At 43.4% G+C, this 11407-nt stretch carries 10 protein-coding genes, 1 tRNA gene and 3 pseudogenes; 8 read left to right on the top strand and 6 right to left on the bottom strand.

The annotated features are described in order from the left end of the window. The first annotated feature begins 125 nt into the window (after nucleotides 1–125). On the top strand, nucleotides 126–344 hold the full coding sequence (locus tag ACGCCZ_RS05025; protein WP_411655449.1) for a FeoA family protein: 219 nt from the start codon (nucleotides 126–128) through the stop codon (nucleotides 342–344). A gap of 87 nt (nucleotides 345–431) precedes the next feature. Beyond that, nucleotides 432–2575, top strand: a pseudogene (gene feoB / locus ACGCCZ_RS05020) (ferrous iron transport protein B). Nucleotides 2576–2665: 90 nt separating this feature from the next. Here feoB and rlmH read toward each other — a convergent pair. From rlmH to ACGCCZ_RS04995, 5 genes are all read right to left on the bottom strand, one after another. Continuing rightward, a complete protein-coding gene (gene rlmH / locus ACGCCZ_RS05015; RefSeq protein ID WP_054324149.1) occupies nucleotides 2666–3145 on the bottom strand; it encodes a 23S rRNA (pseudouridine(1915)-N(3))-methyltransferase RlmH in 480 nt (159 codons plus the stop codon). 7 nt (nucleotides 3146–3152) lie between these two features. Then, nucleotides 3153–3947: an MBL fold metallo-hydrolase gene (locus tag ACGCCZ_RS05010; RefSeq protein WP_054324148.1), complete on the bottom strand. Its 795-nt coding sequence runs from the start codon at nucleotides 3945–3947 to the stop codon at nucleotides 3153–3155. A 70-nt stretch (nucleotides 3948–4017) separates the two neighbouring features. Continuing rightward, complete coding sequence (locus tag ACGCCZ_RS05005) at nucleotides 4018–5301, bottom strand: UDP-N-acetylglucosamine 1-carboxyvinyltransferase (RefSeq protein WP_054324111.1); 1284 nt, start codon at nucleotides 5299–5301, stop codon at nucleotides 4018–4020. A 451-nt stretch (nucleotides 5302–5752) separates the two neighbouring features. After that, nucleotides 5753–6943, bottom strand: a complete 1191-nt coding sequence (locus ACGCCZ_RS05000) for a peptidoglycan DD-metalloendopeptidase family protein (protein WP_411655445.1) — start codon at nucleotides 6941–6943, stop codon at nucleotides 5753–5755. Nucleotides 6944–7089: 146 nt separating this feature from the next. Beyond that, nucleotides 7090–7257, bottom strand: a complete 168-nt coding sequence (locus ACGCCZ_RS04995; RefSeq protein ID WP_411655444.1) for a hypothetical protein — start codon at nucleotides 7255–7257, stop codon at nucleotides 7090–7092. A gap of 454 nt (nucleotides 7258–7711) precedes the next feature. On the opposite strand from ACGCCZ_RS04995, the gene ACGCCZ_RS04990 reads away from it, so the two are divergent. Beyond that, nucleotides 7712–7798 (top strand) — tRNA-Leu (locus ACGCCZ_RS04990). 282 nt (nucleotides 7799–8080) lie between these two features. Here the strand turns inward: ACGCCZ_RS04990 and ACGCCZ_RS04985 are convergent. After that, nucleotides 8081–8990, bottom strand: a pseudogene (locus ACGCCZ_RS04985) (DUF2935 domain-containing protein). A gap of 262 nt (nucleotides 8991–9252) precedes the next feature. Between ACGCCZ_RS04985 and ACGCCZ_RS04980 the strand changes: the two are divergent. From ACGCCZ_RS04980 to ACGCCZ_RS04960, 5 genes and pseudogenes are all read left to right on the top strand, one after another. Further along, nucleotides 9253–9376, top strand: a pseudogene (locus tag ACGCCZ_RS04980) (helix-turn-helix transcriptional regulator). A 175-nt stretch (nucleotides 9377–9551) separates the two neighbouring features. Then, nucleotides 9552–9818, top strand: coding sequence for a MarR family winged helix-turn-helix transcriptional regulator (locus ACGCCZ_RS04975; RefSeq protein WP_411655443.1), 267 nt, complete (start codon nucleotides 9552–9554; stop codon nucleotides 9816–9818). Nucleotides 9819–10110: 292 nt separating this feature from the next. Continuing rightward, nucleotides 10111–10368 (top strand): hypothetical protein, encoded by a 258-nt coding sequence (locus tag ACGCCZ_RS04970; RefSeq protein WP_411655442.1) that lies wholly within the window; start codon nucleotides 10111–10113, stop codon nucleotides 10366–10368. Nucleotides 10369–10510: 142 nt separating this feature from the next. Continuing rightward, on the top strand, nucleotides 10511–10915 hold the full coding sequence (locus ACGCCZ_RS04965; protein ID WP_411655441.1) for a CPBP family glutamic-type intramembrane protease: 405 nt from the start codon (nucleotides 10511–10513) through the stop codon (nucleotides 10913–10915). 60 nt (nucleotides 10916–10975) lie between these two features. Beyond that, nucleotides 10976–11170 (top strand): cysteine-rich KTR domain-containing protein, encoded by a 195-nt coding sequence (locus tag ACGCCZ_RS04960; RefSeq protein ID WP_411655440.1) that lies wholly within the window; start codon nucleotides 10976–10978, stop codon nucleotides 11168–11170. Nucleotides 11171–11407: the final 237 nt, after the last annotated feature.

The raw sequence follows: 11407 nt of genomic DNA, 5'->3' as shown, positions 1-11407 counted from the left end.
TGCCCTCTACTGGTTCGGTTTTGGCCCCGATCTAACCAGAACGACTTCCATCTCGTGTGAGTTTTCGCATTTATCGTGAAACGCTTTCGCGTTTTTCGTGCGCGCTTTCAATCATAGATTCCCTGATGAATTTAAAAGAGGGAGAACGTGCGCGTGTATCCTCGCTGTTGTCCAGGGGGAGTATGCGTAGAAGATTGCAGGATATTGGTTTGATTGAAGGGACAGAAGTGGAATGTGTGCAAAAAAGTCCCGCGGGGGACCCGGTTGCTTACCGGATTCGCGGTGCATTAATTGCCCTGCGGTCGGAGGATTCTTCTAATATCTTAGTAGCGTGCAATGGGTGACCTTTTGTGGGCTGAATTCTTGCCGGGAGGCGGGGAAGTGCTTCCCGCCTCCTTTGTACTGCCAATTTTTAAAATGGGGTGATGAGTTTGGGCTTGACCAGTGGTTCTACAGGAATAAAGGCTGTAGATATGGGATTAGTGGTAAAAAGACAGAGTGAAAACGACCGAGTAATCGCTTTAGCGGGAAATCCGAATGTGGGGAAGAGTACCGTTTTTAACGAATTGACGGGAATGAATCAACATACCGGAAACTGGCCGGGAAAGACCGTGACCAATGCACAGGGAACCTGTACATATCAGGGTCGCCCCTTCATTATGGTGGATATTCCCGGTTGTTATTCTTTGATGGCGCATTCTGCCGAGGAAGAAGTCGCCCGCGATTTCCTTTGTTTTGGAAAGCCGGATGCAGTTGTGGTCGTCTGCGATGCCACCTGTTTAGAACGCAACCTGAATCTAGTACTGCAAGCTTTAGAGATCACCAGCAATGTGGTCGTCTGCGTCAACCTGATGGATGAAGCGGAACGCAAGGGAATCCGGTTGGACTTTGAACGCATCGCAATGAGGCTCGGGGTTCCAGTCATTCCGGCTGCAGCCCGAAGCCGAAAAGGATTAGACGCCCTTATGCATGCCGTTTGTGAACAGTTGGATTGTCCCCCTAAGCCCTCGATTCCGGTATCTTATATTCGTCCGATTGAAGATGCTATATCCCTCTTACAACCTGCCGTTGCAGCAGCTTGTGGAGAAGATTATAACGCGCGTTGGATCTCACTGCGTTTGCTAGACTATGATACCGCTCTGATCCGTTCATTGAACGATGCCCTGGGGTTCGACCTGATAGCAGAAGAAGATGTGGCTGAAAAATTACAGGAGGCGAAAAACTGCCTGCGAAACAGGGGAATTTCACAAGAGGATTTACGGGATCAAATTGTATCCTGTATTGTTCGCAAGGCGGAAGAGATTTGCGACGGTGTAGTGGTACATGAAAAAACAAAACGTGAATTGCGCGATCAGAAGATCGATCGAATCCTCACCAGCAAATGGACGGGATTTCCCGTGATGTTGCTTCTTTTAGGTGTGATCTTCTGGTTGACAATTACAGGCGCCAATTATCCATCTCAGCTTCTCTCAGACGGCCTATTTTGGATTCAGGACCGCCTAATGGATTGGTTTATTGCCATAGGTGCCCCGGTATGGCTACGAAGTATGCTGGTGGAAGGCGTTTACCGTGTTTTGGCATGGGTTGTATCTGTGATGTTGCCTCCGATGGCAATTTTTTTCCCTTTGTTTACACTTTTAGAAGATCTAGGCTATCTACCTCGTGTCGCGTTTAATCTGGATAAATATTTCAAAAAAGCGCATGCCTGTGGAAAGCAGGCATTGACAATGTGTATGGGGTTTGGTTGTAATGCTGCTGGAATAGTGGGCTGCCGAATCATTGATTCTCCTCGGGAACGGTTGATCGCCATGATTACCAACTCCTTTGTCCCCTGTAATGGGAGATTCCCTACTATGATTGCCATCATTACAATGTTCTTTATTGGGACAGCCGGGATGGGAGGTTCTATACTTTCAACATTGATTTTGACGGGAGTCATCGTTCTGGGAATTGTGATGACTTTTTTCGTGTCGCGCCTTTTATCCGGGACCATTTTAAAGGGAATTCCATCTTCCTTTACATTGGAGCTTCCACCTTATCGCCGGCCACAGATCGGAAAGGTGATTGTCCGCTCTATATTTGATCGAACGCTTTTTGTTCTTGGAAGAGCCGTGGTAGTAGCCGCTCCGGCTGGATTGATTATTTGGATATTAGCAAATGTTCAATATGGAGATGCCAGCCTTCTTGCACACTGTGCTGCCTTTTGGACCCCTTTGCCCAATTACTCGGCCTGGACGGAGTCATTCTGCTTGCGTTCATTTTAGGTTTTCCGGCGAATGAGATCGTAGTCCCAATTATCATTATGACTTATATGGCGACGGGAAGCCTAACGGATATGAGCGACTTGACGCAGTTGCATACACTCTTGGTGGATAATGGGTGGACTTGGTTGACAGCGGTATGTACGATGTTGTTTTCTCTAATGCACTGGCCATGTTCCACGACCTGTATGACGATTGCAAAAGAAACCAAAAGTTTCAAATGGACAGCGGTTTCATTTGCCGTTCCAACGGTGGTCGGAATGCTGGTCTGTTTTTTGGTCGCTGGAACAGCTCGCATGCTGGGATGGGCATAAAGCACAATGAATAAAAAGCCTCTGTTGGTTCCCAATGCACGATTGAGAACCAACAGAGGCACCTGTATTTTCTTCGAGACTGTTGCTCATTCACTTGTGATACTTTCCGTGGTTTAAAATTTGAAATGCACGATAGGTCTGTTCACATAACATCACACGAGCCATTTGATGCGGAAAAGTCATCGGAGACATGGACAAGCGCAATACAGCGGCATTTTTTATAGATTCGCTTAATCCGAACGAACTTCCGATTACAAAGCAAAGCCGGCTGGCTCCATTGACCGCCATGGAACCAATTTTCTCCGCAAGCTGTTCTGAGGAAAGCATTTTTCCCTCAATACAGAGAGCAATAAAAGGCGAGTTTCCAACAGAAGAAACAATCTTATCTGCTTCGATTTGTAGAGCAGCTTCGATTTGTGCGCGGGAAGGAGTTTCAGGAAGACGGCTCTCTGGCAGTTCTAAAATCGAAAACCGGCAAAAAGCAGAAAGCCGTTTTGCATATTCTGCGCAGGCCTCCCGCCAATAGGCTTCTTTCAATTTTCCAATACAAATTAGTTGGATGTTGAGCATAAATCCCTCAGAATAGAATGGTTTTTCCCATGCTGTTTTCACGGGGAGCAACGTGGAGTGTATAGTCGGCTCCTTCTTTCATCCCGCAGAGAGCGAGTGAACATACGGAGGTTTGATACGCGAGTTCTGGCGTATTGTTCTCTGCGCTGAGATGCGCTAGAACAAATCGTGTGGTCCCCTGTTCTGCAAAATGATATAATTCATCAGCACAAGCCAAGTTGCTTAAATGGCCAGTTTGGGAGAGGATTCTTCGTTTAAGTGGATAGGGATAGGGGCCGTTGCGCAGCATACCCACATCGTGATTGGATTCAATCGCAATTAGATCGGAGCCGCAAAGGGCGCTGCGCACGGTATCGGTCATATATCCCAAGTCCGTGGAAACCGCAGCACTGCGGCCATCTGCTGTAAATACACGGTATCCAACGCTTTCTGCGCTGTCGTGCGGGGTTCGGAAAGGCTGAATCAGCATACCGGCACATTCGATCCCGTTGGGTGTAATCTCTTCCACGGGAAAATCTCCTTTTAAGCAACCCATTTCCAAGAGAGCGGTCAACGTCCCTCTTGACGAATAAACAGGAATATGAAAACGGGATGCAAACACACGCAATCCCTTGATATGATCGGAATGTTCATGAGTAATAAATATGGCCTGAATAGCCTTTTGGTCAATCCCGCATGTGTCCAGCATATGTACCATTTGTTTGGCAGAACGCCCAACATCGATTAAAACGCCCGCATGGGAGGACCCTATATAATAAGCATTGCCACTGCTTCCGCTAAAAAGCGGACAAAATCTTGCCAAGGGGAGAGCCAACCGCCCTTTCTATAGCAAAATGGACGGTCCACTTTAGCGGACCGCCACTCTGGTCTTTTTAAATCGCCCGTGCAATCACAGGTTCTGACATATGAACACGCTTGATGTCAGCACCAAGATGGCACAATTTCTCTTCAATATTTTCATAGCCACGTTCAATGTGCTGAATGTCTTCCACTTGGGAAGTCCCTTGCGCACAGAGTGCCGCGATCATCATAGCAGCCCCTGCACGGAGATCGGTTGCTTTCACCGGTGCTGCCGATAGATGCTCCACACCTTCGATTACTGCCAGCCGACCGTCTACAGAGATCTGCGCCCCCATCCGTTTCAGCTCTTCCACATAGCGGAAACGATTGTCCCACACACTCTCATTGATGATACTTGTGCCGTTTGCGATGGATAGCAAGACTGCAATTTGTGGCTGCATATCGGTGGGAAAGCCTGGATGGGGCATCGTCTTAATATTACACTTGTTGAGAGCTCCTTCACGGCGGACACGGATGGAATCGTCGTATTCGGTGACTTCAACACCCATTTCTTCCAACTTCGCAGTGATGGATTCCAAATGCTTGGGAATCACATTTTTAATCAAAACGTCGCCACTGGTTGCTGCTGCAGCAACCATATAGGTTCCAGCCTCAATTTGATCGGGAATGATGGAATACGTGGTTCCATTTAAACGATCGACGCCATAGATCTTGATGACATCCGTACCAGCGCCGCGGATATCTGCGCCCATGGAATTTAAGAAATTGGCAAGATCCACGATGTGCGGCTCTTTTGCCGCATTTTCAATTACAGTCATGCCCTTCGCGCGCACCGCCGCCAAAATAATATTGACGGTCGCGCCCACGGAGACCACGTCGAGATAGATATGGCTGCCCTTGAGCTGTTCAGCTTGCACATCCACCATACCGCCATCCAATTTGTAGGAAGCGCCCAGAGCAGCAAATCCCTTCAGGTGCTGGTCGATCGGGCGAACCCCAAAATCACAACCGCCAGGCATGGTAACGACCGCGTGAGAAAAGCGCCCCAAAAGAGCACCGAGCAGATAATACGATCCGCGAATATGCTTGGCGAGCTCATAGGACGCTACGCAAGTGTGAATTTTACGGGGGTCAATCTCAATCGTTGTTTTGTCAATGGTGCGAACTTGTGCGCCCATGTCATAAAGAATACGGGTGATGGAACTTACATCCGTAATATTGGGTATATTTTCAATCCGGCATACGCCGTCTGAAAGAATTGCTGCAGGAATGATTGCAATCGCGGCATTCTTTGCACCGCTGATCGTTACCTCTCCGGTAAGCCGATTGCCACCAGTAATAACAAATTTATCCAATGCGGCACGCTCCAATCTTATAATCGACATACGTCTATCCCACGGCATATGAAAATAGATTCCATATGCTGCCTTGCCCAATGCTATACACAAAAGAAAAGCATCACTAGCTTTTACCGAAATAGCAGATTTAATGATAGGGCAGGCTGTTAATATTTACAAATTTTCAAAGAAAAATTCTCCTTAAATCACAAAGAAAAAGGGCAAGTCTTGCACCTTCACTCCTAAAGATCATAATACACCCCGCGTTAAAAGTCAAGGGAAGGGATTCATTCTGCCAAAGTTTGTGAATGTAAATAAAAATTGGAGGAAGAGGGAATCTTCGTCGTACCGAAAAATGTAAGTTTTTTTGAGATTTACATAATTTTGTTTGATAAATACGGGCTGCTTATAAAAACATAAGAAAAAGCGGCATTTCATCCCTGTTTTAGATGAAATGTCGCTTAAGTGATTACTTTACATAATTAAATGGATTCACACGAGTGCCGTTTTTGTAGACTTCAAAGTGGCAGTGTGGTCCAGTGGAATTACCAGTGCTTCCCACAAGTGCAATTGCCTGTCCTTTCGCCACTTTCTGCCCGGGTGAGACAAGAAGTTTGCTGCAGTGCCCATATAAAGTCTGCAAACCATTTCCATGATTGATCTGAACACGCAGGCCATAGCTTCCCGAATATCCGGCCGCTGTAACCGTCCCGCCATCTGCTGCAACGATTGTCTTTCCATAGGCGCCACTTCCAGAAATATCAATACCGCTGTGGAAGCTGCCCCATCGATATTCGAAACCGGTTGTGATGGTGTGCAGGGAAGGAACCGGCCACATCATACTGCCGGTGCTGACACCGGGCTCTGCGGTCTTTGGACGTTTTTTCGTTCCTGTCACAACGACCTTGTCCACGGGTTCTTCCAGGACAGTTGTACTCAAATTTTCACGCCCAACTTCCACACCGTTGAGATAGGTGACCTTATCCACACAGTGCTGTAACCCATTGACACCTTCCGTAAGAACCTTAGAATAGTCTGTATATTGCCCGTCATCCTTTTGCGTAATGGTTTTGTAAGGAATTTCTACATCATAGGATTGCTCCTTCATGATATTGACGCTGAGCTTGGGAACAGCCATTTCAATGTTAATTAGGTCTCCCTCATGGAGAACATCGATATCGCTCAGCTGGTTGATACTGGCAAGCTCTGTTAAAGACAGATTGTGGGTTTGTGCAATTGAAGTTGCAGTGTCGCCAGCTTTGACGGTATAAAGGACTGCATCCTTTTCGGTACCAGTCAATAGGCTCTCCATCTGCTCTGTGGTCATAATGCTGTTGGTAGGGAATAGACCACTGACGGTTTCTACATTCTGCGCAAAGGCGGCTTCTGCCTGAGTGTCGTCCCCTTTTGCATCGTTCAAAATATTTTGTAGAATGTATCGCAAATCGGCGCTGCTTTTCACGGCGCCAATCAACTCGCCGTCCACATAAAGTCCACTGGCCTCTTCAATGATACCGTCCGACTGTTTAATAATCAAATCACAAACAGCGCTGGCAGCTGAATAACGGTTTTCATCCACAACAGAAAGCTTAAAAGTCGGTGTAATCTCCACCTGTGTGTCTTCTCCCTCTACATCGTGGATCATACGTTGATTGACCATTTCAGTAGCCTGTTCGAATATATTCTCATCTTGAATGGTAGCAATTTCCTGCCCATCATAGGTTAAGACTAAGCCGTAGTTTAATCCGTTCCAATACTGGACCGTAAAAATTAGTAAGGCCAGTGCGCCCAGAGGAGCGGCAATATTTAAAATTCCACATACGAATTTTTTGTGCCGTACAAGGCTTTTCCCGTCACTTTGACGGATTCCTTCAAAGCCTGTCCCATACTTTGGCGCTTGGCCTCTCGGAGACGCTTTCCCGCAATGGTGAACCCCTCGCGAATAGAATGCAGTTCTTTCAAAAGTCTTGCCAACTGCCGTCCTAGCGTCTTAGCGTAGATTTGTTTTATCAAATTCGTAGCCGGTAAAAAGAACCGATGTATTCGGCGGCGCAAGCGCTTTAAAATGCGAATCGATTGGATGCCAGACAATATAAAGAAACGCATAACCTGTAGCCCTAAAAGACTGTATATGCTGTTTGATCAGCCCATGATAATGCGCAATACGCTGCTCTGCGGCTCCTTTCCCAGTGACGATTTTGGGGAATCGCATAGCTATTTCCTTTCATGTTCATAAATTGGTTACAAGTTTGTAATGTGGTTGCGCTTATCATACACGAAAAGTTACAAATTTGCAACCCTTTTTTCGAATTATCGCAAACCTGTCAAAAAACCTTCAATTTTTTGCAAAGAATGCTTGACAATTTGTTTTTCAATATGCTATACTAACCGAGCAGTCGAGAGAGACTGGAACAAAAATGGAATAAATGCGAGAGTGGCGGAATTGGCAGACGCGCTAGATTCAGGTTCTAGTGAGCGCTTAGCTCATGGGGGTTCAAGTCCCCCCCTCGCACCAGATTAAAGAACAAGTTTTAATACAAAAACAGCCTTCCAATTTGGAAGGCTGTTTTTGTATTTATGACTGAAAAGCTTGATCTTATGGGATTTCCGGGCTCTTTCTGTTTTTCGGGGGCTTGGATACATGGCTCGCCAGCGAGCCGTTTGCCTTGGCGGTGTCTATATGGACGCTGGACAACTCGATTTTGAACACCTCTTCCAGCTCTATAATATCTGAAAACAAGGAAACGTTAAAATGTATCTACCGCCGGCCAATACCCTTTTCCTCAATGAGAACAATTTAGCGCAAGCCACAACACTCATTCATTTTCATTAATCTTAAATAGTGATTCGCTTCCCTTAGCACATGGTCTGCAAGCAACGGTGGAATGATGGATTTTATCCTACATGCCAGCAGTCCTTCGGTTGCTTTCGTCTTAAACGATCGGATTTCTTCTGTGGCATACAAACTGGTTTGTAAAATTTGCTCCTCGGCAGTATATATGCACTCATTCACTAACTTCTCAAATTTTTTTGCTGTTGCCTCGGCAGTTTTTTTGAGGTCTGCTTCTGTCGGATCTAACATCCCGTCAATAAATTCCGCATGTTCTGCCATAATCGTATTCCAAAAGTTCAGCTCGTCACATAAGGTTTCCTTTGGAGGCCGGTCAGCTTAAAAGCCCTTTTAATATTCCCAAGTAATGTTCGGCTTCTCTGGTATCATGGTCTAACATTTGTGGATAAAGAGATATGAATATATTGCAGTTTGATGACTGAGATAACAAATACTTCTGAAACGAAATCGTTTCCTGCAGCAGATGGAGCGAGTTGTGATTTAGATTATCAACAGACGCTGATAAACATTGGTTATCATAATGCGGCGAGCTACATGTCAGGGTTTGTTCCCGCTTTGTTATCCCTGTGTCAATACTTGCCCCGGTAAGTCGCGAATTTACGTCTTCCGCCTTTAAGGTATAGGGGGTAACAAACTCATTTGATTGGATGGCGCTTTCAGATACAACTCCCCTTGCGCACGGTAGCGTTTCGTTAAGTAACTGTTCAAATCGTTTTTTCAACGTATTGGCTTTTTCTATATACTTATGGGCAGCGGGTTGTAAATTTGTCTGCAAGAAAAAGAGATGTTCTTTCATGATCCTCTGAAAAAATAGATTTACTTCTACCGAAATTCTAATATGTTCATGGTCTGGCATAAGACTCCTCCTCCAAATATTTCTATGTGCAGTATATGTTAAGAGAAAGAAGAGTATACCCCCATCTCAGCCGATGAACAATTTCGTACAGCCTGTTCAAAACGGATTTTATCCTTGCCTAAGGTTTCTCTAGTTATATTTGTCTGCATTTTTTATCTTTATTCTTTTTGAAAATCTATTGGTCTTATGGAAAGTAAGCTTTTCTAAAGAGAGGAGGTCAGCTATGAAAAACCAATTGGAAGAGTTGTGAAAAGAACATGACATTATACAGGAAGATTCAGTAGACATACTTGAAGTTTCTCGCTAAACCATTGGCTCTTTAGAAAATGGTAGATATAATCCATCTATCTTAATTAGCATTCAAAATTGTGAAATTCTTATTCTAAATAGTTCATACTACTGTGAGTGCCCATTTTAATTTTATAGACTTTAAGAAAAATAGGGTGCTTGCAAGTATCTCGATTGAGCCATTTAACTTAGAACCTTTGAATAATTGACAAATATATGTATAGGAACTATACTGTTTAGTATATAAATATACTAAACAAAAGGAGATAATCAATGAGAGATTGTACAATAATATCGCGCTTAATGGAGCAAATCATATACAAATATATGCAAACAGAAACAATACAAAGAAATTATGGAACTAATATAATGATTACACAAGTAGAAATTCATACAATTGAAGCAATTGGTAATTGTAATGGCATTAGTATTACTGAACTTGCAGAAAATAGACACAAAACAAAAGGTGCCGTATCGCAATTGATTTATCGTTTGGTAAAAAAAGGGTTAGTGAAAAAAAACAGTTTCCAAAATTTCTGACGCCCAAGTATCCTTATATTTAACTCCATTGGGTGAACAAGCCTATGAGGGTCACCGAAAATTGCATCAGCAACTAAATGATGAAATTTTTGTAGCATTACGAGAGATGCCGGACAGTACTTATAATGATTTATTTGTGGTGTTAAAAAAATTTGAACGGTTTCTTGATAAACAAATTGCTGAAAATAAATGATAGACGATTATACTGGAATCCATAATACTGTTTTTTTATCTTTTGGTATAGTATATATACAGTGTAGAATCTATATAAATGATGTAAGGGGAGGAAACCGTGATTGATAAAAAAATTATAGTACATTTTACGGTTATAACGTTTTGTTTTGCCTATTTAGTGTCAGGTGTTTTAATTGTTCTTGGGCAATTTGGATATAGAGTTTATAGTTGGGTTGAGTCGCTACCGCAATTTTGTATGAATATTCCGTTTGCGATCTATATTTTATCGCCAGCCATTGCTTCTTATATAGTGCTCAAGAAAAACAATAAAATAGTCAATTTCCAGGAATGGTTAAAAACCGTTTTATTATGCTAAAAACAATATATATCCTTATTTGTTTGTTATTGCAGGGATTGTATTGTATTATTCAATACACGCAGTAATTGGGGACATAAAGAAATGTTAACTCCATTTTACGCGTTTTCTTTCCTTACCGGGGAATCTTTTTATCGGAGGATTGGAGGAGGCCGGTTGGGCGTATATTTTACAGCCAGGGCTTAATAGGAAATTTGGCTACGTTTTATCTTGTGTATTTTGCGGAATGATTTGGATTGTATGGCATATTCCACTTTTTTTCATACCGGGAACAGGTCACGGAGAAGGATTTATTAATTTTTGGATGTTTTCCATTCAATGTTATGGCTTTAAGATTTTTCTTTGGGCAATCTGCAGAATATCACAAAAAAGCTATGTGTTTATGTGTGTACTATTTCATACTCTGTTCAATGCAGCTTCATCTATTTTTGTTTCCATGACAACTACTTGGGCAGGAACTATTGTTGCAAATACGGTGATGATACTCGTTTCTATTGCAACAGTTATGCTATACAACAAAAAACAGACGAATAGTAAGCAAGGATAATGGACAGCAAACAATGTGCGAGAGGGTTGAGATGATAAAAATAGAAGTTGTTATACCCCTGTGTATAGAAATCAAACGAGGCTGAAAATCCGAGAGGATACGGAACTTAAAAACTGTCCGCTATTCTGCCCGAAATGCAAGCAGGAAACTTTGCTCCAGGTTAAGAAATTACAAGTGTCAGTTATCAGAGAACCAGACGTAGAGCCGATAACACGCAGATTAAAATACGGTTATACGTTTATCAATTTCAAATAATCCATAAAAGCAGCCGTCCTCTTTTTTTCAAAAATTGGGTTGGCGGAGGAGATTCAATTTGCCCTTTTTAAACACATAATGGAATCGTGGAGGTATCATCATGCCCGTTTTCATTTGCTCCAACTCACCGAATGCCTTGCGCTCAAATAAATCGGTCTCCCAAAGCGGGATATTCCGCGCATGAATATAAATACATGTATCATTTTATATATTGAATTAAATCATAGTACCAAACGC

This window comes from Anaeromassilibacillus sp. SJQ-1, assembly GCF_046693725.1.
GTDB lineage: Bacteria > Bacillota > Clostridia > Oscillospirales > Acutalibacteraceae > Anaeromassilibacillus.
The sequence above is the reverse complement of the archived record's forward strand: the minus strand, read 5'-3'. Positions and strand labels throughout refer to the sequence as shown.

Coding starts and splice junctions, on each gene's coding strand:
- ACGCCZ_RS05025 (WP_411655449.1), top strand. CDS start 126: ATGAATTTAAAAGAGGGAGAACGTGCGCGTGTATCCTCGCTGTTGTCC.
- ACGCCZ_RS04975 (WP_411655443.1), top strand. CDS start 9,552: ATGAGAGATTGTACAATAATATCGCGCTTAATGGAGCAAATCATATAC.
- rlmH (WP_054324149.1), bottom strand. CDS start 3,145: ATGCTCAACATCCAACTAATTTGTATTGGAAAATTGAAAGAAGCCTAT.
- ACGCCZ_RS05000 (WP_411655445.1), bottom strand. CDS start 6,943: ATGGTCAATCAACGTATGATCCACGATGTAGAGGGAGAAGACACACAG.